The 24,272-nt window shown below is 40.1% G+C and carries 19 protein-coding genes and 1 riboswitch; all 19 genes read right to left on the bottom strand.

Annotated elements, in window-relative coordinates; genetic code table 11:
- Positions 1-9: 9 nt before the first annotated feature.
- The gene (locus AC503W_RS09335; protein ID WP_402959106.1) at positions 10-1,371 is read right to left on the bottom strand and encodes a cytochrome ubiquinol oxidase subunit I; all 1,362 of its coding nucleotides are present in this window, start codon (positions 1,369-1,371) and stop codon (positions 10-12) included.
- A 622-nt stretch (positions 1,372-1,993) separates the two neighbouring features.
- Positions 1,994-2,497, bottom strand: a complete 504-nt coding sequence (locus tag AC503W_RS09330; RefSeq protein ID WP_402872722.1) for a hypothetical protein — start codon at positions 2,495-2,497, stop codon at positions 1,994-1,996.
- Between the two features lie 98 nt (positions 2,498-2,595).
- Entirely contained in the window at positions 2,596-3,249 is a 654-nt protein-coding gene (gene sigH / locus AC503W_RS09325) for an RNA polymerase sporulation sigma factor SigH (RefSeq protein WP_402872719.1), read from the bottom strand.
- Positions 3,250-3,591: 342 nt separating this feature from the next.
- A complete protein-coding gene (locus AC503W_RS09320) occupies positions 3,592-5,028 on the bottom strand; it encodes an alanine/glycine:cation symporter family protein (protein WP_427687340.1) in 1,437 nt (478 codons plus the stop codon).
- Between the two features lie 294 nt (positions 5,029-5,322).
- Positions 5,323-6,615, bottom strand: a complete 1,293-nt coding sequence (locus tag AC503W_RS09315; RefSeq protein WP_427687342.1) for a Na+/H+ antiporter NhaC family protein — start codon at positions 6,613-6,615, stop codon at positions 5,323-5,325.
- A gap of 199 nt (positions 6,616-6,814) precedes the next feature.
- Positions 6,815-6,919: riboswitch (SAM riboswitch) on the bottom strand.
- Between the two features lie 156 nt (positions 6,920-7,075).
- On the bottom strand, positions 7,076-8,269 hold the full coding sequence (locus AC503W_RS09310; RefSeq protein ID WP_427687344.1) for an ABC transporter substrate-binding protein: 1,194 nt from the start codon (positions 8,267-8,269) through the stop codon (positions 7,076-7,078).
- 27 nt (positions 8,270-8,296) lie between these two features.
- On the bottom strand, positions 8,297-9,004 hold the full coding sequence (locus AC503W_RS09305; RefSeq protein WP_427687346.1) for an ABC transporter ATP-binding protein: 708 nt from the start codon (positions 9,002-9,004) through the stop codon (positions 8,297-8,299).
- Entirely contained in the window at positions 8,997-9,761 is a 765-nt protein-coding gene (locus AC503W_RS09300) for an ABC transporter ATP-binding protein (protein WP_402989492.1), read from the bottom strand. Before AC503W_RS09300 ends, AC503W_RS09305 begins: the two co-directional genes overlap by 8 nt.
- Positions 9,762-9,763: 2 nt before the next feature.
- Positions 9,764-10,759, bottom strand: a complete 996-nt coding sequence (locus tag AC503W_RS09295; RefSeq protein ID WP_427687348.1) for a branched-chain amino acid ABC transporter permease — start codon at positions 10,757-10,759, stop codon at positions 9,764-9,766.
- Position 10,760: 1 nt separating this feature from the next.
- Complete coding sequence (locus AC503W_RS09290; protein WP_402959118.1) at positions 10,761-11,624, bottom strand: branched-chain amino acid ABC transporter permease; 864 nt, start codon at positions 11,622-11,624, stop codon at positions 10,761-10,763.
- A 594-nt stretch (positions 11,625-12,218) separates the two neighbouring features.
- Positions 12,219-13,913: a sigma-54 interaction domain-containing protein gene (locus AC503W_RS09285; RefSeq protein ID WP_402872693.1), complete on the bottom strand. Its 1,695-nt coding sequence runs from the start codon at positions 13,911-13,913 to the stop codon at positions 12,219-12,221.
- Between the two features lie 122 nt (positions 13,914-14,035).
- Positions 14,036-14,437: a MaoC/PaaZ C-terminal domain-containing protein gene (locus tag AC503W_RS09280; RefSeq protein ID WP_402872690.1), complete on the bottom strand. Its 402-nt coding sequence runs from the start codon at positions 14,435-14,437 to the stop codon at positions 14,036-14,038.
- Positions 14,434-14,886 (bottom strand): MaoC family dehydratase N-terminal domain-containing protein, encoded by a 453-nt coding sequence (locus AC503W_RS09275; protein WP_427687350.1) that lies wholly within the window; start codon positions 14,884-14,886, stop codon positions 14,434-14,436. Before AC503W_RS09275 ends, AC503W_RS09280 begins: the two co-directional genes overlap by 4 nt.
- 19 nt (positions 14,887-14,905) lie before the next feature.
- On the bottom strand, positions 14,906-15,670 hold the full coding sequence (locus tag AC503W_RS09270) for an SDR family oxidoreductase (protein ID WP_402872686.1): 765 nt from the start codon (positions 15,668-15,670) through the stop codon (positions 14,906-14,908).
- A gap of 19 nt (positions 15,671-15,689) precedes the next feature.
- Positions 15,690-16,865 (bottom strand): acyl-CoA dehydrogenase family protein, encoded by a 1,176-nt coding sequence (locus AC503W_RS09265; RefSeq protein ID WP_427687352.1) that lies wholly within the window; start codon positions 16,863-16,865, stop codon positions 15,690-15,692.
- 26 nt (positions 16,866-16,891) lie between these two features.
- A complete protein-coding gene (locus tag AC503W_RS09260) occupies positions 16,892-18,043 on the bottom strand; it encodes an acyl-CoA dehydrogenase family protein (protein ID WP_427687354.1) in 1,152 nt (383 codons plus the stop codon).
- A gap of 594 nt (positions 18,044-18,637) precedes the next feature.
- Complete coding sequence (gene parC, locus AC503W_RS09255) at positions 18,638-21,082, bottom strand: DNA topoisomerase IV subunit A (RefSeq protein WP_427687356.1); 2,445 nt, start codon at positions 21,080-21,082, stop codon at positions 18,638-18,640.
- A complete protein-coding gene (gene parE / locus AC503W_RS09250; RefSeq protein ID WP_402872675.1) occupies positions 21,072-23,057 on the bottom strand; it encodes a DNA topoisomerase IV subunit B in 1,986 nt (661 codons plus the stop codon). Before parE ends, parC begins: the two co-directional genes overlap by 11 nt.
- Positions 23,058-23,460: 403 nt before the next feature.
- Positions 23,461-23,844 (bottom strand): CoA-binding protein, encoded by a 384-nt coding sequence (locus AC503W_RS09245; protein WP_402873203.1) that lies wholly within the window; start codon positions 23,842-23,844, stop codon positions 23,461-23,463.
- Between the last annotated feature and the right edge of the window lie 428 nt (positions 23,845-24,272).

Below are 24,272 nucleotides of genomic sequence, written 5' to 3'. Positions count from 1 at the left end.
TCCTCCTTTTCACGAATTGGAATCGAATAACTGGACATCCTTCTGTTCAGCTTTATAAAGATCATCCGTTATGGAATGACGCTTGAAATAATAGGTAAGTGTAAATACAACAGACACACATAATATGATGTAAACGATAATGAATAATGTGAATAGGTACCCCAGATTTTCATAGGTGGTTACCGAATCTGCCGTGGTAAGCATTCGATAAATTGTCCATGGTTGCCTTCCCGTACATGCGAATATCCAACCACATTCGATGGATAGTACGGCCAATGGTCCCGAAGCCACAAACAACCATAAAAGCCACCTTGGATATCGCGCTTTCTTCAAGACCTTATTCCACACTAATGCGAACAAGGACAGTACTATTAATCCCCCCCCAATGATCACCATTGCATTGAATAATGTGTGAACATATAGCGGAGGCCAATATTCCTCTGGGAAATCATTCAGACCGGTAACTACCGTATCAAAACTATTTCCTGACAAAATACTCAGTACCCAAGGAAATTCTATGCCATATTTCACTTCCCGCGCTTCTCGGTCTGTCCAACCGAATAATGTGAGACCTGCATGATCCTTCGTTTCGAACAGGCCCTCCGCAGCTGCTAATTTTTCTGGTTGTTCCCGATATAAATGCTGGGTCGTCGAGTGACCATTAAGTGCGGTCAAAAATGAAAAGACCAACCCCAATACAATGCTTAACCTTAATGCCTTTTGGTGAAAGTTATACTCGGTGGATCCATACTTATTTTTAAGCATTTTATAACCAGCAACAGCAGCAATCGCAAACGCTCCTGTCATATAAGCAGTGAGCGCCGTATGTCCTGCTGTTACGAAGAAACTCGGATTGAAAAAAGCTGCCCACGGATCCACATCGACGATTTCACCATTTTCGAACCGGAAACCAGCAGGTGTCCCCTCGAAAGCATGGACATTTGCAATAAGAACAGCTGAAGCCAAAGCACCAAATGCGACAAAGGATAAACTCAAGATTCTTGCCCATGGCCTGATTTTTTCAGCTGCATATACATAGATGGACATGAATAGTGCCTCAACCATAAAAGCATAAATCTCAATTTGGAACGGAAGGGCCATAACTCTACCTATGACCTCCATAAATCCAGGCCATAAAAGAGAAAGCTGCACACCGGCAATTGTACCTGTCGGGATTCCCACTCCCAACAGAATCCCTAGTGTTTTGGTCCAGCGTTTAGCCATGACCACATATTGTAGATCTTTCGTCTTTTGATACATCAATTCCGCTGCCAGCATCATCATAGGTAATCCCACACCTAGAGTGGCAAATATAATATGTACGCCCATATTAGTCCCGAACATCGCCCTTGCCATTTGTAAGTGATCCATACTTATTTCCTTTCTAACCTAATTTATTCTTTTTAGCTTCTCCATACAAAAGGAAAATATTTAAAAAAGTTCCATGAATCCTCTTTATCTTTTGTTACTAACAGTTTTTTCCTTAGTTAAATATCATTTATTCTATCGAGGTAAATTGTAGGATATAAAATAGATGAACGACCTCGAAAAATAGCAGGTTTGTTGCTGGATGATATACCATAGGCTGACGCTGTTCCCCATTAAAAAAACAAAAAAACACCGTTCAAAGTGAACGGTGTAAGCATTTGAACAATATTGAAAATTTCATTGTATAAATAGAACAAAATAGGCTTCCTCTTTCCTCACTATCATTAAGGAAGTATGGAAGATATCGATCATTCATGTACCCTACTTTGTCGAATTTTATCATTTTAAGTAGATAAGTAGTTAATTAAAATGATATGCCGTTACAAGGTCATACCATACAAACAAGGTGAGTTTTCACTTTAAAAGCGCATGCATTTCCCTCAATGTTTTTTTATGATCCTGATTTTCACTCATAAAAAAAGACAACAAAAAAATATTTAACGATAGGATTTTATATTATCCTAATTTTCAATTATCTCAATGGTCATTTAACCAGTTTTCGTTCTTATCGTTTCTTTTCTTTATTCCAGTAGTCATATATAGCTTCTTTCAATACCCCATTTAGATTTTTTCCTTGCTTCGCTAACCATTCCGTCTGATCTATCGGTAATAGTAGTTTAAGGTTTATTCTTTCATTTGGCATTTCCACTTTTCTTATTTCTTTCAGAGTAATGCCCTCTTCAACATTCGGGAAGGATGTTTCATTCTCATGTACTATCTGAAAATCTTCATAGCCTTCTAGATCATATATCTCACAATATAGGTTAAGCTGGGGCAATCCTTCCCCCACTAAACCGCGCAGATGCATAATCGCACTGATTTCTTTACCATCTTCCAATTCTATTTCAATAATTAAATTTTCATTATTGCCGAATTTTTTTAATACTATTTCACTCACTATTATATCCAATTCCAATGTATACCTTGAATCTGTCTCGAATATATATATAGCACTATTAAACATAAAAACACTTTCGCCATCTATTTTTACTGACTTAACCTTGCGCATACACACTCCACTTTCAAGTATTATTCTCCATGAATTAAATGACGGTAATCATGATGATAAAGAAAATCTATAATTTAAAGTGATGCTCACTGTATTCACTATTCAACCATCAACCGTGATTCCAGATACTTATCCAACTTCTTTTTTACACGTTGGAGTGCATTATCTATTGTCTTTACTTGAACATTCAATTCTAGTGAAATTTCCAAGTAGGTCTGCCCGCCCATATACAAGTCCACGACTGTACTTTCCAGGTCACTAAGGAGTTCCGTTAATTTCAGTTCAATTTCACTGAATTCTTCTAATCCTATTAAAATGGCAACCGGATCCATCTGCTTTTGCTCAGGAACGACATCAATAAGAGCTTGCTCCGATTCCCCTTGGTAAATAGGTCTAAACAGTGAAACATAGGTATTCAATGGGGAATGCTTTTGTCTAGTGGCCGCTTTGACGGCAGTGATAATTTGTCTAGTAATGCAAAGTTCAGCAAATGACTTAAAGGAAGCCGAATTTTTGCAATCTCGATAATCCCGGATAGCCTTATACAGTCCAATCATGCCTTCTTGAAAAACATCTTCCTTATCTCCACCCGTTAGAAAATACTTCATTGCTTTAGTTTTGACAAGACCTTTATACTTCGTAATTAATTGATTCAGTGCCTCATCGTCACCATCTTGAAATTTGCCTATCAATATTGCATCTTCCATTTGTGTAGGGTTTTCTACTTTTTCCTTATCGAGGATCATACTCATTTTTATTCCTCCACTCACTTAGTTGAGCACCAAATAACTACAAGGTTGCGTTTTAGCTTCAAAATATTGGTAGAGCCTTATAATATTATAGTATCTCAGCTACATCATTAAAGATACCCTTAAATACCGACATTTTCCAACAATATTATATATTACCAACTATTAAATAGGAATATTGATTTATGAATTGTTTCATTTTATTAAGGTATTTATTCACAGTATAATAGAATATTTAGAAAGAACATAACCCGGATTAAGATCTGGGGTTATATTGGGCTATCAAAAGGTATAAAAAAAGACCTCGAAAAAATATCGAAGCCTTTTTATTCATCAATCTAGATTCTATTTCAATACCTTTTTACTGGATTCTTCCACGTGATCGGTTGGTTCACCCCAGCATTCAACATTCTTCAATCCCTTAATGTTACTTACATGGAAAACGGGATTCTTACCATCTTTCTTTTGCTTTTGATAATCAGCAAGGGCAGCGAAAGCTATTTTTCCTAGCAAGGCTATGGCTATCAGGTTTATGATGGCCATTGATCCCATTAGCAAATCTGCTAGATTCCATACAAACTCGAGCGAGGCCATCGATCCGAATATGACCATTCCAACGACTGCTGCACGATAAATATTTATCCAAACTTTTTTTTCATTAATAAAACTGATATTGGATTCTCCATAATAGTAGTTTCCAACAATTGAACTAAATGCAAATAAAAGTACAATAATAGCTAAAAATATACCAGCCCAAGACCCCAAATTCTCACTAAGGGCATTTTGCGTTAGAACAATTCCATCTGTTTCCTTCGACGAATACAGGCCGGAAAACAAGATGATAAAGGCCGTAGAACTACATATGATAAGCGTATCTACAAAAACGCCAAGTGACTGGATAAGACCTTGTTTTACCGGATGGGTGACATCTGCCGTAGCGCCAGCATTTGGAGCACTCCCCATTCCAGCTTCATTAGAGAACAATCCCCGCTTGATTCCGTTCATCATGGCTGCACCCAGTGCACCACTAGCAATTTCCCTCAATCCATCAAATGCACTATCAAAGATTAAAGCCAGAACACTAGGTAACTCGGTTATATTCATAATGATGACAACTAATGCTATTATTACATAAGCACCTGCCATGAAAGGCACAATGACTTCGGACACTTTAGCTACTACCTTAATCCCACCAAAAATGATTACAGCCGTAATGATTGCTAAAATAAGTGCAGTGACCCATTTCTCAACTCCAAAAGATGCTTGGAACGCACTTGTAATCGTATTGGCCTGAACTGAATTGAAAGCAAGTCCAAACGTCAATGAAATCAAAACTGCAAACGTGATACCCATCCAGCGTGCATTTAATGCTTTTTCCATATAATAAGCTGGACCACCACGGAATGCTTCTCCGTCTTTGACCTTGTAAATTTGAGCAAGTGTGCTTTCAATGAAAGCAGAAGCAGATCCAATCAATGCGATTAACCACATCCAGAAAACTGCTCCCGGACCACCCGTTGTGATGGCTATAGCCACACCTGCCAGATTCCCCGTTCCTACCCGGGAAGCCGTGCTGATACAAAAGGCCTGAAACGATGATACACCTTTCTTATCTGCCGTAGCACCTTCCCCTAGTAACCTAATCATTTCTTTCACCATTCTAAATTGTACGAATTTAGTCCGAAAAGAAAAATAAATGCCCATTCCAATTAATAATATAATCAGTATAGATGACCATAATAAATCATTTGTTTCAGTAATAAACTTTTCTACTATCTCCATTTTTAAACAAACCCACCTCTAATTATTTCAATACAATACCTTTAGAGTTCCCGCTTTTGCAAAATAGTAAACACTTAAGAATAAAGATGACTCCGTATATTGTATTTAATTATACTATTTTAATATTATTGAAGAAGGATATTAGTTTTTTGGAACATAAAAGAATTAAAGATTTCATCCACACTTTTCATTCGAAGTCACTTACCCTAAAAAAGCCCTGGCGACAATGCTCCAGGGCCAACATTCATGATTTTACATTCATGATTTATTGATACTCTTCCACCCATACTATTTTTATTTCTTCTTCGAGAACCCGGGAAAACCTATTAAAATGGCTATGATTCCTGAAATCCCGATTAAGACTGGATAGAAAGAATAGGGTAGGATACTGATAGGAGAGATGTGTGCAACACCGGCAGCTAAAAGTAGTTGTGCCCCGTATGGCAATAATCCTTGAATACTACAAGCGAAAACATCTAGTAAGCTGGCAGATTTCCTGGGATCAATTTCATACTTTTCGGCAATATTTTTTGCAAGTGGACCAGCAATGATGATGGATATGGTATTGTTTGCCGTTGAAAGATTCGTTAAAGCAACCAATCCCGCGATGCTGAACTCAGCACTTTTTTTTGATTTGCTTTTTTTCGTCACGAGGTTCAGTAGGTAATCTATTCCGCCGTTATGTTTGATAACCGAAACCATGCCTGCAATCAAGATCGCTAAGAAGGAGATTTCATACATCCCAGCCATTCCATCTCCTACTTTTTGAATAACCTCCATTGCATGATAACTGCCATCCGCTAAACCGATTATTCCAGCAAAGACAATGCCGATAGAGAGAACCAAGAATACGTTGATCCCCGCCAATGCTGCCACTAGAACACAAAGGTAAGGTAGAATTTTGACCCAACTGTAGGCTTCTCCAGAAATTGTAGCTTGTTCACCCATCGTCAGAAAACCAAGGATAACACATGTAATTACCGCAGCAGGTAAAACAATAAAAAAGTTCACTTTGAATTTGTCTTTCATTTTCGTTCCCTGTGTACGTACAGCTGCTATAGTCGTATCCGAAATGAAAGAAAGATTATCACCGAACATTGAGCCACCAATGACCGCAGCCATGGAAAGGGCAACTGAAATCTCCGTCTGTTCACTAATTCCTACTCCAATTGGTGCTAATGCCACTATCGTTCCCATACTTGTCCCCATAGATAATGAGATAAAGCAGGCGATAATAAATAACCCCACCATTAATAGATTTTGCGGAACGATCGAAAGTGCTAGATTCACCGTAGATGCTACGGCTCCCATCCCATTTGCCACTTCCGAAAAAGCCCCAGCCAATAGGAATATGACAACCATCAACATAATATTTGAATCCCCGGCACCTTTACAAAAGATTTCTACTTTGTGATTGAATGATTCCTTTCGATTCATTGCCAGTGCCACAGCAGATGCAATGGCAATGGCAACAATCACTGGAAATGTGTAAAAATCTTTTGTAATCACACCTGAACCTATAAATAATATCAAAAAAACGATAAACGGCGTTAAAGCCCATGGATTCCCTTTATTGTCTAAACTCATGATGTACACCTCTTTATTATTTTTGCATGGTATTGGATACTCTTTTTGGACTCTCTAAATTTTCCGGCATCCCTTCATTTTAATATAAGCATGATTATAAAATAGTAACAAACCATCAAGAACAGATTCCTATCCTATGAGTACAAAAAGACCTCTTCCATTTTATTACAAGAAGAGGTCTTTTAATCTATAAACACTCCTCTTATCTTTCAGGTCAATCGCCTGCTGGATTTGGCACAGCACTCTAAATAAGTCTGCTGCCGAGACATCTTCGGGCCAGTCCCTCAGTCTCTCTTGATAAGAAGTAAGAAATATTCATTTTTTTAAAGCAAATATAAGAGTACAGCATTTTAAGAGTTTTCGCAAGGTAAAGTATTAAAGATTTTTATAAACTTGTTGAATGCATTATTTTTTAGCTTTCGGGGCCTAAAGGTAGCTAGTGTGAAAGCACATGACACTTTTACTCTTCTACACTGATGGGTACCACTTTGCCATCTTCTACCGCTCCGACGACGACTTTTGCTGCGAATCCACCATTTTCGTCAATCGAAGGTATATTGTAAATTTTCTGTTCAGGTGCCGTGTTTGTCAGCCCATCCTGCATATGTTCACGGATGGCTTTCACATCCTCGACTGTTCCTGCCGCTTTCATTGCCTCCACAAAGGCATACATAGCAATGTAATTCAACCCCACTTCAGAACTGGCATCTTCCTTATAAATTTTTTTATATTTATCAATGAATGCCGGTGCTGCTTCTTCATTGGAGTCGATAAGCGGAAGCACACCAATCGAACCTTCCAATGTTTCGTATGAACCGGCAATTGGCTTCATTTGATCCAGTTTCGCCTGGTCCATGATAATGAAACCGCCTTTAAAACCTAGTTCTCTTGCTTGTTTTGCAACCTTGGCCGTAGGCTCCGACGCCCCACCGATGAAAAGGACATCAGGCTTTTCTTTTAAAGCATTTGTAACAGTCGTGAAGAAATCCGTTTCTTTAGAAAAATCAATTGAGGCATTATACACGACTTTACCACCCTGCTTTTCCCAATGTGGTAGTAGGTTTTCCGCCCAGTCTTTCCCGTACTGGGAAGATGGTGGCAATGCCGCGATTTTTTTGCCGAAGTTTTCCATTGCATACGTAGAAAACGGTTCAATATACCCTTCATAATTTGGCGGGATCCTTACTGTTAATGAATTTCCGCTTTCCGTGATAGCTGGTTCACTCGAATAGGCACCGATGATGAATTTCTCTTTTTCGTTAAAAACCTGTAGGGCCTGTATCCCCCCGCTATGAGGAGTGAAAATAATCGGAGTTTTGTATTCCTGGATTAAACGTTTAGCATTTGAACCCGTTTCATTCGGTAAGTACTTATCATCCAACGAAACCAGATTGAGCGTATATTTTTCCCCTTCCACTTCGAACCCACCGGCATCGTTGATTTCATTTACAGCCATCTCCATACCATTTAACGTTCGTTTTCCATATAAGGCTGCTGCTCCACTCAAAGGGCCGCTAAAACCGATATTGATAACATTCTTCCCTTTACTGGCCTTTCCTCCCCCACTTGATGCAGGGCTGTCTCCCTTGTTACACCCCACTAGTGCCGTTAGGACGAGTAATATCATTACAAAGAATACACTCAACTTTTTCATAAAAATCCCCCATTCATTTTTAAACTCTTATGCTCCGATATAGGCTTTCCGTACTTCATCGTTAGACAATAATTCTTTTGCGGTCCCTTCAACGACAATTTCCCCATTTTCAAAAACATATCCTTTATCTGCAATGCTAAGAGCCACATTCGCATTCTGTTCGGCTAGTAGAACGGTTATTCCTTCCCGGTTTATTTCTTCGATGACTTGGAACATCTGTTCAACAATCAAAGGAGCGAGGCCCACAGAAGGTTCATCTAGCATCAAAAGCTTCGGTTTAGACATCAAAGCCCTGCCAATGGCCAGCATCTGTTGTTGTCCACCACTCAAGCTGCCGGCCTCATCATGGAGTTTTTCTTTTAAAATAGGAAATAAATGATAGACATTTTCCAACGAGGACTTGATTTCCATCTTTTTTTTTCGATGTACGTAAGCTCCCATCTTCAAGTTTTCCTGGACAGTCATCTGAGGAAACAGTTTCCGCCCTTCTGCACATTGCACGATTCCAGCTTGGACATTCTTATCCGGAGCCCTACCTCCGATAGCCAGTTCCTCAAAATGAATTTCACCCTGAGCCAGCTTGCTTATTCCGCTGATAGAACGGAATGTCGTGCTTTTGCCTGCCCCGTTCGCCCCCAATAGAACGACAATTTCTCCCTTTTCCACTTCAATATTCACTTGCTTAATCGCAGTGAAGCTCCCATAACATACAGTAACATCAGTTAACTTAAGCACTAGCACTACCTCCTAAATAGGCTTTAATAACCGCCTCATTCCCCCTGATTTCTTTTGGAGTGCCCTCAGCAATTTTTTCCCCGTAATTCAGGACCATGATATGGTCAGCTAAGTTCATGATCATATGCATCTTGTGCTCGATCAAGCAAATCGTGAAGCCTGACTGATTTAACTCCTTGATCAGTTCTGTAAGCCCTTCTGTTTCATCAGGGTTTATGCCGGCAGCCGGTTCATCAAGAAAGATGATTTCCGGATCCGTCGCAAGGGCAAGGGCAATCGCCGTCCTCTTCTTTTCCTCTTGAGAAATACTCGAGACCATCTTATTTGCCGCATCCATTAAGCCGACAATTCTCAAAACTTCCATCGCTTTATCACGACAGGTCTTTTCCTCCCGTTTTAACCTCTTCGTCCTTAGGATAGCATCTACCAAATTTGATTTAGTGCGAAGCCTATGTCCGACAATCACGTTATCCAAGATGGTGGATTGTTCAAAAAGACTAGTCGTTTGGAATGTTCTTGCTATGCCAAGTCCCGCTATTTCATTGGCAGGAAGCTTCGTGATGTCTTTCCCTTTGAAGAGGACTGCTCCAGAACTTGGACGATGGAAGCCACTGATCAAGTTGAAAAACGTAGACTTCCCGGCTCCATTAGGCCCGATAATCGCATTGATCTTTCCTTTTTCAATGGTGAAATCCACATTTTTTACAGCTGCCAATCCCCCGAAACTCTTTGTTAAATTCTTCGTTTCGATAAACATCTTCATCCCTCCTCCGCATTAACCGGAACGTCCTTTCTCATAATCAGTTGTTTCTTATCTCTTCGTTTAATTTTCCAATCAAAGAATGCACCCGAAATACCGCGTGGATAGAAAATTATGATCAACGTAAGTAAAGGTCCAAAGATCAACATTCGATACTCTTGGAGAAATTGTAGATTCTGGGATAGTATGACGAGAAGCAAAGTTCCAACCAAAGGTCCCGATAGAGTTCCTATTCCGCCGACCAGTAGATACATTAACAAGTCGAACATTATGGCCGTAGACCCGATATCCGGTCCGATAAACCGCACGAATGAAGCATATAAGGCACCTGCCAAGCCTGCAAAAAATGTAGAAAGAACAAATGCGGTCAACTTATTCTTCATCGTGGATATGCCTATCGTTTGGGCAAGTTCCTCACTATTCCTGATGGCCATATAGGTTCTCCCTGTCAACGAATGAACAATACGATACATGACCAAAATGACGCCCAGTAGGAAAATGAGCACCAAATAATATTGTGAAGCGGCCGTCTCGAAAGTGATGGGTCCGATATTTCCAGGGGCCGGAATCCCAATCAAGCCTCTAACTCCTTCTGTAAGACCTTCCCATTTATCGATGACCAGGTAGATGATATATCCGACGCATAAAGTATAAATTGCGAAAAAGTGTTCTTTTGTTCTCAATGCTATTAAGCCGACCAAAAAGCCAAGCGCCCCTGAAATTAGGCAAGACAAGACCAGTGCCAACCAAAAGTTCATTCCCACTTTTACCGTCAATAACCCCAATGAGTACGCCCCAATGGCGAAGTATCCAGCATGGGCAAGCGAAAGATAGCCCGTATAGCCCGCTAACAGATTAATTCCATATACCGCGATTGCCCAGATGAAAGACACCGTTAACATATGAACGTAATAGTCATTCTGCGCGATGATGGGAAATAAAAAGGCCAGGATGATCAAAATTAAGATGACATTTCGTTTTGATAAGATATTCAAACTACCTCTCCCCCTTTGCGAAAAGACCCGTCGGTTTGACCGTTAAGATGACTACTAGAAGGAAGAAGGCTATGATATCCTTATAATCATTGGATATATAGGTTGCGCCAAGGCTTTCACTGAATCCAAGAATATATCCACCAACGATTGCACCTGGAACGCTTCCCATCCCTCCTAGGATGATAATCACGAAAGCCTTTAATATCACTAAATGACCCATGCCTGGAAAAACTAGATTGATGGGAGATGCAAGGGAAGAAGCAATGGCGGCTAGCCCCCCAGAAATCATGAAGGTCAGCATGGCAACTTTATTGATGTTAATCCCGACTAGCGAAGCCCCTTCACGACTTTGGGACATCGCGATGATCGTGGAACCTGTATACGTCTTCTTTAAGAACAGATAGAGAACCGACATGACCACGATTGCCGCCACAATAATCAACAAACGTTGCATCGTGAACGTCAAGCCCATGATATTGACTACTTGTCCATAAGGAGATTGCATGGTTTGAAAATCAGCTCCCCAGACAAATTGTGCAAAGGCTTCAAGAAAAAGTAATATTCCAATGGCTGCAATTTTATCATGCAACGGTGGAGCATCCCTTAACAAACGGAATACGAATCGTTCCAATAAAACCCCAAGAAGGCCCACGACAATGACGGACACGAACATAGCAATCCAGTAATTCAGCCCAGATAACGTCATCATCGACAACGTGACATACCCTCCTATCATATAGAGAGCACCATGGGCAAAGTTAGGGATATGAAGAATCCCATAAACTAATGTCAACCCAAGGGCAACTAGGCTATATACGCTTCCGATCGTTAAACCATTAAACAATTGCTGAACTAAAATCTCCATTTCCTGCCTCCCTTATCCCAATGAATTGTTCGTAGGTAATCCTTTACTTTAATACAACACCCCTAACCATAAGGAACTCTTCTCCATAACCCTATCGAATTGTTAAATGCCAACTTTTTATTAGCGCTTTCATTACTTCATCGCTTAATCTAGTGAAAGGCTACCCGCTTCTTCTGTAACCTCGTTTCTTCCCATTTTCCCATAATTTTTATCTACCTTTTTAGTTGTCTGCGTCCCATTTTATGATTTCATGAATACTATCTTCATATCTGTCACCTGAATACCGCTGTGCAATCGTCGGAAACGTTCCACAGTCACCTCACATTCCCCATAGATCATTTGTAAAGCATTTCCTTAATAACAATGCAAGTACTATGCCATCATGAAAAAGCCATACTAGTCACTTTACGAAATAAGTATGATTCACTTTTGATTCAAATAATTGAATCCACATGGCATGACCATCATTCACTTTTGACTGAATGAACCACTTTTGAATTAGAATGGATTGTCTTTGCAAAAATAGATTTTATCCAGATGACTACTAGGGAAGAAATGAAAAGGGGTATTCCCCTTACGGAAATCCCCCTTTGCTTACCTATTCTTTTCACTGACTCTCAAGCCATATTTTTTTAGTTTCCTGACAATCGTAGCCTGGCTTGAATCAAGAGCTTCAGCAATTTCATATGTGGTCTGATAAGTTTGCGCCGCTTTTGTCAATATTTCTTTTTCAGCTCCCTCCACCGCTTCCTTTAGAGACTGAGAATCACGAGAGTTGGTTTGGCTCATGTTTTCTTGCTGATATTCTACAGGCAAGTCGCTTACCGAGATGACGGAACCATTCGTTAACACGACGAGTCTTTCCACTATATTAATCAGTTCTCGGACATTTCCCGGCCAATCATAATGAAAAAAATAATCTTTTAACGCTGAATCTAACTTTTTGGTCAATTTATATTGATTGTTGGCCTTGGTTAAAAATAAATCAGACAATGCGAGGATATCTTCTCTTCTTTCCCTAAGAGGTGGAATCACAATGGGGATGACATTCAGGCGATAATATAAATCTTCGCGAAATTCTCCCGCTTTGACCATATCCAATAGATTTCGATTTGTGGCCGCGATAATACGAACATCGATTTTCTTCGGTTTCGTTCCTCCGATTCTTTGTATTTCCCTTTCCTGAAGAACACGAAGTAATTTTACCTGAAGCTGAAGTGGGAGTTCACCGACTTCATCCAAAAATAATATTCCGTTATCAGCTATTTCGAACATCCCCGGTTTCCCCTTGTGATTAGCCCCGGTAAACGCTCCCCCCTCATAGCCAAACAGTTCAGACTCCAATAAATCGGCAGGAATCGCCCCACAGTTTATCTTAACGAAATCCCCTTTTTTTGAACGGATGCTCCCGTTAAAGATATTGCGGGCCAATACGTCCTTTCCCACACCCGTTTCCCCTAATATAAGGACTGTCGCGTCAATGTCTGAAATCCTTTCAGCAATTTCGTAAATCTTCCTCATCTTTTCACTAACAAAAACGACTCCATCTTGATTTGTAATCTTTCTTAGCTTTTCGATTTCCTGCTTATACTGATTGTTCAATTCATTCACTTTCGTCAATTCATGCATCAGTTCATTCAAATCGGATAAATCACGTATATTCGTAACGATCTGTTCAATCTCCCCTTCACCATTAAACACCGGGCTTCCCGTGATCAGCGTCTCTTTTCCGGCGAAGTTATCCTGTACGACTGATACAGTCCTCCTCTGCTTTACCACTTTATGTGTAACCGAGGCATTCAGTATTCCACGCTTAATCAACTGATTTACTGATTTGCCGATATAATACTCTTTAGGAATTCCCGTAATTCTCTCAATAGCCGGGTTTGTATATATTGTCACTCCATCAGGATCGGTGATATAAATGCCATCATAGGAATTCTCAATGATGGCATCCAATGCGCGGTTCATTTTTTTGGTTTCCCCGAATTCTTCCATTACATCATCGACATATGAAGTTTGACCCCCTACATATAAATGCTCGCCTTTTTCCAATTGCATCACTGAGATAAATACATATCGATTGGTGCCATGGTATGCTGTTGCCAGCCTATTATTATCAAAAAATATCCATCTATCAAATAAATCTGAAAGGGTATTTCTATTCTGCATCTGTTCCTTAAAATATTGGCTCCATTCTTTAATCTTGCCTTCATCATCAAGGATAATGGCAGGAAATGGCCATTCTTTGATCCATTTAATCTGGGAATCCTGTTTCAGTTGATTCAATACATTCACCACCGCAAAAGAATTCTTTCTAATTCAATTCTCGATATCTTTCGAATCCCCTTTAATAATGTCGAAATTCCAATAAAAAATAGTGATGAAATAACTTCATCACTACCTATCATTCAATATACTTTGAATATGACCTCCCCACTGATTGTTTCCTTGCCTACTTGATTGACGGCAACTACAACAAAATGGTACGTATCTTCCTTTTTCTCTTTTAAATAGGCTTGAAGCGTGATGACATCATCTAGAAAAACCATACTCTTGAATCGTATTTTATACTCTTCAATAAATCCGATGTCATAAGAATCACTGAATAACTTTGCAAGGTTTCCCATCGTCCACATTCCATGGGCAATGATTCCAGGTAGACCGGCCTTTTTAGCTTCTTCATCAATGGTATGAATGGGATTGAAGTCACCGGAAGCACCAGCGTATTTAATGAGATCTAGGCGTGAAACAGGATCCAACTTTATCGATTGTACAGAATCTCCAGGATTCAATTCTTTTAACAGACTCATCGGCTCCCCACCGACTTTCTTACCGTATCATTGATGATGACCAATTGATCGGCAGAAAATACTATCTCACCATTTGCATCGGTTCCATAATTTTTTAATGCTAGAAACCCCAAATCCCCCTGTTTTCCACTCTTCTCATAATAATCCTTCACTTCTGTATAACACGTGATTTCTTCCCCTACCAGAAGGGGCCGCTTATAATGATAAATCTGCTCGCCGTGAATTAACCCTTTAGCAGGGAGGTTCAACCCTTCAATCACTCCATAATCAAAGACCCGTGGGAATGTAGGAGGGGCAATATTCGTGCCGTACCTTGATTGTTTTCCTATCTCTTCATCAATGAAAATAGGATGCAAGTCACCGATTGCTTCCGCGAATTTTTTCACGGCCCCACGTTCGACTGAATTTTTGACCGGTTTGGAACGTTTTTCGATACAATCTTTAAACATATCTTCCCCACCTAATCAGTTAATTTTTTGGACCACCTGCAACGTAAAGAACTTGACCATTAACAAAGGAAGAAGCTTCATCAGCAAAAAAAGCAACAGCATTTGCGATATCACTTGGCTTCCCGCTTCTAGCAACTGGAATCTTCTTCACACTTCCCTCAACGAACTGCTCAAAACTGACCCCCACACGACGTGCAGTTTCTTTCGTCATCTCCGTTTCAATGAATCCAGGGGCTACCGAATTAGCTGTGATTCCATATTTACCGAGCTCAATCGCTAACGTTTTCGTTAACCCTTGCAGCCCCGCCTTTGCAGCTGCATAATTCGATTGTCCTCGATTGCCGAGAGCCGAAGTGGACGAAATATTGATGATTCTTCCATATTTTCTTTCAACCATGTATTTCTGAGCAGCACGGACTGAATTGAACGTACCCTTCAAATGTACATCCATGACTGTCTGCCAATCCGAATCGGTCATTTTGAATATTAGGTTATCGCGAATGACCCCCGCGTTATTGACAAGGATATCAAGCGAACCGAATGTTTCCGCTATTTCCTTGACAGCAGTTTCCACCTCTTCTGCCTCGACTACATTTGCCACTTTTGTATAAATGGTATAGCCTTGGTCACGTAGTTCATTTCCCGCTACATTCAGGACTTCTTCATTAATATCGATGATTCCTACCTTTGCTCCTTCACTTGCTAGTAGTTCAACGATTGCCCTTCCAATCCCCCTGCTTCCACCAGTTACTAATGCTGTTTTTCCTAAAAATCTTCCTGTCATGATTGTTCCTCCTCATCTATTATAAAAATTGTCCTAGTTTAACATGTCCTTTAATTAAGTTCCTTGAAATGATCATACGCTGAATTTCATCTGTACCATCGTATATTCTCCAGAGCCTTGCTTCACGGTACCAACGCTCAATAGGCAGTTCTTTTGTATAACCCATGCCACCATGGATTTGCAAAACACGATCGACGACTCGATTCCCCATATTCGAGCCATAAAGTTTAGCCATCGAGGCTAGATGACGATTGTCTTCTCCATTATCAAGTGTGAAAGCTGCATTTAAGACTAACCACCTTGCCGCTTCAATTTCAACAGCAGAGTCTGCAATCTGCCATTGAATGGCCTGACGTTCCGCAATAGGCTTCCCGAAAGTTACCCGCTCCTTTGCATAGTCGATGGCCATTTGGAGTAATCGTTCAGCTGAACCCACTGCCCTTGCCCCAACAATCCATCTTGCAAAACCTATCCACTCGAGACCCAATTTGTAGCCACCATGTATTTCCCCTAATATATTCTCCTCAGGTACCCGTACATTGTCGAACACTAAACCGGCAGGTCCCCATTCGCCCATCGTATTGATATATTCTGATTTCCATCCCATGTCCCGATCCACGATGAAACAGGTGACGCCTTCCGTCCCCGTTGCCTGGTGACGTTCTTTGTCCGTAACCGCAATGACCATGACAAAATCTGCATCATTTCCACCGGTGATGAACGTTTTTTCGCCATTCAGCACCCACTCGTCTCCATCCTTAATGGCCGTCATTTTTATGTTGCGTGTATCGGATCCAGCCCCTGGTTCCGTCATCGCAAAACAAGACTTCTTCTCCCCATTGATCGTTGGAATCAGATATTTCTTCTTCTGTTCTTCATTTCCATAATACAGAATATTATCAGCTGATCCACCGAAACTGAAAGGAACGAATGTCTTCGAAACTTCCATCAGCACGATGGCCATCATCATTTGCCCTAAATCAGCCCCACCATATTCTTCAGGTGTATTAATTCCCCAAAACCCCGCCTTTTTTGCTTTTTCCTGTAATTCCTGTAATGTCTCTGCAGGTAAACTGGGCTTTCCGGCTATTTCATTCCGGAGCACTTCATTTTCCAGTGGAATCAGTTCATTTTCGACAAACTTACGAATCGTTTTTTGCACCATTCTTTGTTCATCCGATAAACGTAAATCCATTACAACCCCTCCAGCTTCCATTAAAATTATTTTGAATGCGCTTTCTTCAATTGCCCTGTAATGATGTTTTTCTGGATTTCCGACGTACCTTCATAAATTCTAGTAATTCTTGCATCCCGAAAGAAACGTTCGATAGGAAAATCCTTAATATATCCGAGTCCTCCATGAATCTGGACCGCTTTATCCGCCACCCGATTATATACTTCCGAACCGAAAAGCTTCAGCATGGCCGCTTCCTTAATGATTTTCTCTCCCTGATCGACCATCCAGGCCACTCTATAGGTAAAAGAACGAAGTGCCTCTATTTCCATTGCCATCTCAGCTATCATATGGGATACAGCCTGGTGTTCAATAATCGGTACATCAAATTGTTCCCGTTCCATTGCATAATGAATGGATAAATCCAATAAGTACTGACATGAACCTAAATTGCGTGCTGCGAGTCCTGCTCGACCGTTTGCCAGGATTTTAAGGGCATTGACATATCCTTGGCCAACTTCCCCCAGTACATTATCCAAAGGAACCTCGCAATTTTCAAAAATCAGTTCTGCAGAATGGGAACCTCGTAGCCCCATTTTCCTTTCCATACTACCTACTTGGAATCCTGGGAATCCCTTTTCTACGATGAATGAAGTGATTCCTTTTGCTCCTTTTTCCTTATCCGTAACAGCCATGACGGTGAAAATATCTGCCACATCCGCATTCGTGATATAGTGCTTTGTTCCATTCAGGATATATCTATCACCTGATTTTACCGCGGTCATTTTTAAATTTGTGGCATGTGATCCTGCAGCTGGTTCCGTTAAAGCAAATGCTCCGATTCGATTTCCACTTGCCATGTCAGAAAGATACTTTTGCTTTTGTTCTTCATTCCCCATCTCCACAATACCGACTGTTCCGATACCGGTATGGGCTCCTATCAACGTCGTATAACCATTATGCGTTTTTCCTATTTCCTCATATAAGGCACATTTTTCGACCATACCGATACCTAGTCCACCATACCTCTCAGGGATACTAAGACCGAATAAGCCCATTTCTTTAGATAATTGAATGAGAGAATCAGGGATACGGTCTTCCTCTTCAATCTGCATGGCAAATGGTTCGATTTCATCTTGAATAAATTGCTGGATATTTTCTTTCAAAAGTAGAGTCTCTGCATCAAAGCGAAAGTCCATGCTGTTAGCCCCCCCTTTTTTTAAATTGGTTTCTGCCGATTGAACCTTTTTCACATGAGTTGTTTCTTACTTAAAGCACTATGTATAGGCTTTTGTTGAAATGAACCGCAGTTTAGTTTAATAGAAATACGAGTCGAAGATTAAAAAATATGATGAGCATGTAGGAAGGTCATTTCAATTTTTTTCAAGATTAGAATTCTTGTTATAAGATCTATCCATTTTTTCTCCCTTTCCTAATTCACAAAAATCAAGAAGATACAATAATCATATGCAAGTAATGTGCCAAATTAAAAACACTACCAGGCTAGCAATCTGTTTTCATTAAAATTCAAATTTGAATTAATCATCCAATTAATGAGATTTTCTCATGGACACTACAACGATTTAATTTTGACTTAATCATTCACTTTTGAATTAAGAACATATTAAGTAGTTAGGGAGTAAAAAAGGAATCGGGGTAAATGTAAATGGTGTTATTTGACTACACGGACATTAAGGGGACGAATGAGCCTAGATTTGAACACATATCAACCATAGAAATACAGAAAAGGGATGCTGACCAAGTCAGCATCCCTACTATAAAATGAATGGATGTTACGAATCTTTTACAGATTCATCTTCTAATGAAATTTTCCATAATTCTTTTGCTTTTCCGCTTTCCGCTTCGTCAAAAATAAAGGAACCATTTGTGTAGCGATCATGATTTTTCAATGATGATGCATGAACGGTTTCAATTTTGCCTTTTTCAGAAAGAATGAACAAACTATCGGTTTTATTGACTGTATCAAATCCAATGACACGATGAGGATTTGATTTAAGTTCCCTTAATACGACAACCCCACGTTTAGCACGGCTTGTTTTTTCGAACTCCGTCAATTTCATTTTCTTGATGGCCCCGCGTTGTGTGACGATCAAAATGGATTCCTTACTATCCTTGGCTAATATCTTACCGCCAATGACATAATCATCTTCTTTTAAATTGATTCCCTTCACACCAGCAGCACGGATGCCTACAACACTCACTTCTTCTTCATCAAACCATAAGCCATAACCATTGTGGGTGACTATGAATAGATCAGCCTTGCCATCGGTGTGGTGAACATCAACCAATTCATCATCACCCTTTAAATTGATGCCTACTAGGGTTTTGGAATGACGCTGTGCTTTATAGGAAGCTAGTTCGGTCTTCTTCACCATGCCATTTTTCGTTATGAACACTAAATACTCCGGCTGATTGAAATCTTTTATTGGAATGGCCTTAATGATTTGCTCATCCCGATCTATTGGGATGATATTCGCGATATGTTGGCCCGTTTCTTTCCAACGAATATCTGGAAGCTGATGGACTGGACAATATAGGAAATTACCTTTGGAAGTGAACAACAGCAGTACGTCTGTCGTATTCATTTCCAGTTTCTGAAGCATGCGGTCTGAATCCTTCATGCCAAAATCAAGCCCACCGGATGCCGAATAAGATCGTAGCGATGTACGCTTGACATAGCCCTCTTTCGTTACAGTGACCATAACGTCCTCACTTGCTATCAAGACTTCAAGATTGATCTTGATTTCTTCAATCTCATTCTCGATTTTCGAACGTCGGCCGTCATCAAACCCTTTTTTAATAAATCGTAATTCTTTTTTAATGACTTGAAGTAGAACCTTCTCACTACCAAGTATTTTAGTCAATTCCTCAATCTTACTGTTTAACTCTGCTGCTTCAGCTTTTAGAGCTGTAATGTCCGTGTTGGTCAAACGGTAGAGCTGTAAAGATACAATGGCTTCGGACTGAGCTTCGGTAAAGGTAAACTTGGCAATCAGGTTATCTTTAGCATCTCTTTTATCCTTAGAACCTCGGATGACAGCGATGACTTCATCTAAAATGGATAGAGCCTTTATTAAGCCGTCTACAATATGTGCCCTATCGTGTGCTTTTTGAAGTTCAAAACGAGATCGGTTAATTATAACCTCTTTACGATGGTCAATATATGCATCAAGCATTTTAGGCAGGCTCATCAATGTCGGCCGTTTTTTATAAATCGCCACCATATTAAAATTATAAGAAACCTGGAGATCGGAATTTTTATATAAATAATGCAAGACACCATTTGCATCTGCTTCTTTTCTCAATTCAATTACGATTCGAAGTCCCGTACGGTCGGTTTCATCACGAACCTCCGCAATTCCTTCAACTTTACGATCAAGCCGGAACTCATCTATTTTCTTTACAAGATTCGCTTTATTGACTTCATAAGGGATTTCCGTAACGACAATTTGTTGCTTTCCTCCACGTATCGTTTCCACATCAGCCAAGCCACGGACGATGATTTTACCTTTGCCGGTTTCATAGGCTTTACGAATGCCTTCGATTCCCTGAATGATACCGCCTGTTGGGAAATCGGGACCTTTGATAACTGTCATCAAATCCGCGACTGTCGCTTTCGGGTTATCGATCCTCATAATGGCTGCATCAATGACTTCGCCTAATTGATGTGGAGGAATCTCCGTTGCATAACCAGCAGATATACCTGTCGAACCGTTTACGAGCAGGTTCGGGAACATTGCCGGTAATACGATAGGTTCTTCGGATGTATCGTCAAAATTGGAGACAAAATCAACAGTCCGCTTGTCTATATCACGTAACATCTCGGAGGCAATGGCTGAAAGCCTTGCTTCCGTATAACGCATTGCAGCCGGTGGGTCACCATCGATACTACCGTTGTTTCCATGCATCTGAACCATGACCTTCCGCAACTTCCAATCCTGACTCATCCGTACCATGGCCTCATAAACTGAGGAATCACCGTGTGGGTGATAGTTACCAATAACATTACCGACCGTTTTGGCAGATTTTCTAAACCCTTTTTCCTGGGTATTCCCTTCTACAAACATGGCATATAAAATCCGGCGCTGAACCGGTTTTAATCCATCTCTTGCATCTGGTAATGCACGATCCTGAATAATATATTTACTATAACGCCCGAAGCGATCTCCAATAACCTCTTCTAGCGGCAAATCACGAAATGACTCTTCAAATACCATCGTTATTGACCTCCTCTTCAATCGACATATTTTCATTATCTAAAATATTCGATTCCTCTTCGAGACCAAAAGCAACATTGGCTTCAATCCATTTACGGCGCGGCTCTACTTTGTCACCCATTAACGTTGTTACACGTCTTTCAGCACGTGCCCCGTCATCGATTTTGACGCGAATCAATGTTCTTGTTTCCGGATTCATGGTCGTATCCCATAGCTGATCGGCATTCATCTCACCAAGACCCTTATAGCGCTGGATCATATAGCCTCTGCCTATTTTATCAATTGCACCCTGAAGTTCATCATCGCTCCAGGCATATTCTATAATCTCTTTCTTTCCCGTGCCTTTACTCACTTTATATAATGGCGGCAAGGCGATAAATACCTTTCCTGCCTCTATTAATGGCTTCATATAACGATAAAAGAATGTAAGCAGTAATACTTGAATATGTGCTCCATCCGTATCGGCATCAGTCATGATGATGACTTTATCATAGTTGGTATCAGGGGTATTGAATTCCGCCCCCACTCCTGCACCTATGGCATGAATAATCGTGTTTATTTCTTCATTTTTGAAAATATCGGCAAGCTTAGCCTTTTCGGTATTGATGACTTTACCCCTTAGCGGTAGCACCGCTTGAAAACGTCGATCCCGACCTTGCTTGGCAGATCCTCCTGCAGAGTCCCCTTCAACAAGATATAATTCATTTCGCTCGGGATTTTTCGATTGGGCTGGCGTCAATTTCCCCGAAAGATTACCATCGGATTTTTTCCGTTTCTTTCCGCTTCTAGCATCTTCCCGAGCTTTTCGGGCCGCTTCACGAGCTTGGAAAGCTTTGATGGACTTTTTCACTAATAGTGTGGTAGTCGTCGGATCTTCTTCAAAAAAGTATGCTAAATGCTCTGAAACGATTGAATCGACAGCAGACCGCGCTTCACTGGTACCCAGCTTGCTTTTAGTCTGACCTTCAAATTGCAGGAGCTCTTCCGGAATGCGGACAGAAATAATTGAAGATAATCCTTCTCGTATATCCGATCCTTCAAGATTTTTATCTTTTTCCTTTAATAACCCCATCTTTCTGGCGTAATCATTAAATGAACGTGTCATCGCTGTCTTAGCCCCAATTTCATGGGTCCCGCCATCTTTCGTACGGACATTATTGACAAAGCTTAGGATGTTTTCTGAATATCCATCATTAAATTGAAAAGCCAGGTCGACCTCAATTCCATTCTGTTCCCCTTCTAAACTGACAACATTATGGAGCGTCTCTTTTTCCTCATTTAAATATTCTACAAAAGCTTCTATCCCAGTTTCATAATGGAATATTTCATGCTCATTTTTCCGTTCATCTATCAACTCTATTTTCATGCCCTTTAAAAGAAAAGCAGACTCACGAAGTCTTTCAGAGAGCGTATCATAATTAAATGTGGTAACCGAAAATATTTTAGGATCCGGCTTAAAATGAATTCTTGTCCCGGATTGATTGGTTTTGCCGATTTTCTCCAAGGTGGTTTCCGGTTTACCCCCGTTGAAGAAACGTTGTTCATAAATGAACCCGTCTCTTTTAATCGTGACGACAAGCCATTCAGACAATGCATTCACAACTGATGCACCAACCCCGTGCAGACCGCCACTTGTTTTATATCCACCTTGTCCGAACTTACCTCCGGCATGAAGAATCGTCAAAATGACTTCAGGTGTAGGTTTCCCCGTTTTATGCATACCTGTAGGCATCCCCCGACCCTTATCCGTTACACTTACACTATTATCTTTATGTATTTTCACACTAATGTGGTCTCCATAACCGGCCAAAACCTCATCTACGGAGTTATCCACAATCTCATACACTAAATGATGAAGTCCACGTGCATCCGTACTGCCGATATACATACCGGGACGTTTTCTGACCGCTTCGAGTCCTTCCAGTACCTGAATTGCATCATCATTGTACTCGATTGTCTTTACTTTCTTTGCCACAGAAATTCCCCTTTCCTTACTAAACACAATTTCCGGGCCAAATCATACTGCAATGAAATGACTCTTAACCTTAAACCAAATAATTTATATGTTCGTTATCTTACATAAAGTATAATGGTTTCGAACAAAAAGAACAAGTGTTCTATTTTTTTCGTCCCTTTATTAAACGTTAATATTCTTGATCGGAATTTATCATGTTCGTTTTATTGTAAAATCTATCTGATCCACCGTTCTAATTGTAGCCGTAAATTTTCATTTGGCAAATAGCGTTTTACTATTTCTCTTAAATTTTATATGTAGTTTAATTGCGATAACTATGTTTCGTTTTCAATTCAAGCTATGTTTTTCAAAAAAATTAATTCCCCACTTATAAAAAAAAGAGCGGAAAAATCCGCTCTTTACTTTATTTTGTAAGAGCGTGTTCAACTTTTATACATCGATTCATAATAACAGTATAGCCTTTTTCTTTTAGAAAATTATATGCCTCTTCGTTTTCAACCCCTAGTTGTGCCCAAAAGATATCCGCATCAATTTCTGCGAATTCTTTTGCAATCTCCGGTAGGTATTCAGAGCGGCGAAAAACATTGACGATATCGACATGTCCAACAATATCTTTTAGTGATGCAACCGCCTTAACCCCCATCACTTCGGATACGGCAGGATTGACCGGAATGATTTCATATCCATTATCCTGCATAGCTTTTGAAACCATATATGAAGTTCGATCAGGATTATTCGATAGTCCTACCACAGCAATCCGTTTCGATTTTTTTAACATCTTGCCCATTTCTTCCCTACTAGGATTTTCAATCACTTTTATCAGTCCCCTTTAATATAAAATACAATACTAACGAATAGTTTTGCCTCATTAAGAATATTTTACAAAGAAAAGCAGTTTAATACCATTATTAAGAAAACCATTATACAAAAATTCATTCTTACCGAACAGATATTTCGTCGATTAATTTCATTTCAGACATAAAGGAATGGTTATCCCGATACTTGGATGGAAGCACACGTTACATTTCTTATATTAACGGTAAACCCTTCTTATAAACCATTCAAATATAGAATTCGAAGATATATCAAAAAAATTCATAAGGATTTTTCCAGACAGCCATGCCATTTTATCATGAAAATGTTACAATAAGATAAACTTATCAGGTATTTGAGGCTGATTTGGTCCTTCTATCACTTTCAGCCTGTTCATGCACG

The organism is Peribacillus suis, assembly GCF_059384845.1.
Note: the sequence above shows the minus strand (reverse complement) of the source record. Positions and strands in the feature narration are given on the sequence as shown.

What these genes read in the sequence shown, in the direction of transcription:
- AC503W_RS09280 (WP_402872690.1), bottom strand. Translation starts at nt 14,437, where the DNA reads ATGAGTCTGTTAAAAGAATTGAATCCTGGAGATTCTGTACAATCGATA.
- AC503W_RS09270 (WP_402872686.1), bottom strand. Translation starts at nt 15,670, where the DNA reads ATGACAGGAAGATTTTTAGGAAAAACAGCATTAGTAACTGGTGGAAGC.
- AC503W_RS09290 (WP_402959118.1), bottom strand. Translation starts at nt 11,624, where the DNA reads ATGGAGATTTTAGTTCAGCAATTGTTTAATGGTTTAACGATCGGAAGC.
- AC503W_RS09260 (WP_427687354.1), bottom strand. Translation starts at nt 18,043, where the DNA reads ATGGACTTTCGCTTTGATGCAGAGACTCTACTTTTGAAAGAAAATATC.
- AC503W_RS09310 (WP_427687344.1), bottom strand. Translation starts at nt 8,269, where the DNA reads ATGAAAAAGTTGAGTGTATTCTTTGTAATGATATTACTCGTCCTAACG.
- AC503W_RS09335 (WP_402959106.1), bottom strand. Translation starts at nt 1,371, where the DNA reads ATGGATCACTTACAAATGGCAAGGGCGATGTTCGGGACTAATATGGGC.
- AC503W_RS09245 (WP_402873203.1), bottom strand. Translation starts at nt 23,844, where the DNA reads ATGGGCAAGATGTTAAAAAAATCGAAACGGATTGCTGTGGTAGGACTA.
- AC503W_RS09315 (WP_427687342.1), bottom strand. Translation starts at nt 6,615, where the DNA reads ATGAGTTTAGACAATAAAGGGAATCCATGGGCTTTAACGCCGTTTATC.
- sigH (WP_402872719.1), bottom strand. Translation starts at nt 3,249, where the DNA reads ATGAGTATGATCCTCGATAAGGAAAAAGTAGAAAACCCTACACAAATG.
- AC503W_RS09265 (WP_427687352.1), bottom strand. Translation starts at nt 16,865, where the DNA reads ATGGATTTACGTTTATCGGATGAACAAAGAATGGTGCAAAAAACGATT.
- AC503W_RS09330 (WP_402872722.1), bottom strand. Translation starts at nt 2,497, where the DNA reads ATGCGCAAGGTTAAGTCAGTAAAAATAGATGGCGAAAGTGTTTTTATG.
- AC503W_RS09320 (WP_427687340.1), bottom strand. Translation starts at nt 5,028, where the DNA reads ATGGAGATAGTAGAAAAGTTTATTACTGAAACAAATGATTTATTATGG.
- parC (WP_427687356.1), bottom strand. Translation starts at nt 21,082, where the DNA reads ATGGTATTTGAAGAGTCATTTCGTGATTTGCCGCTAGAAGAGGTTATT.
- AC503W_RS09300 (WP_402989492.1), bottom strand. Translation starts at nt 9,761, where the DNA reads ATGTTTATCGAAACGAAGAATTTAACAAAGAGTTTCGGGGGATTGGCA.
- AC503W_RS09275 (WP_427687350.1), bottom strand. Translation starts at nt 14,886, where the DNA reads ATGTTTAAAGATTGTATCGAAAAACGTTCCAAACCGGTCAAAAATTCA.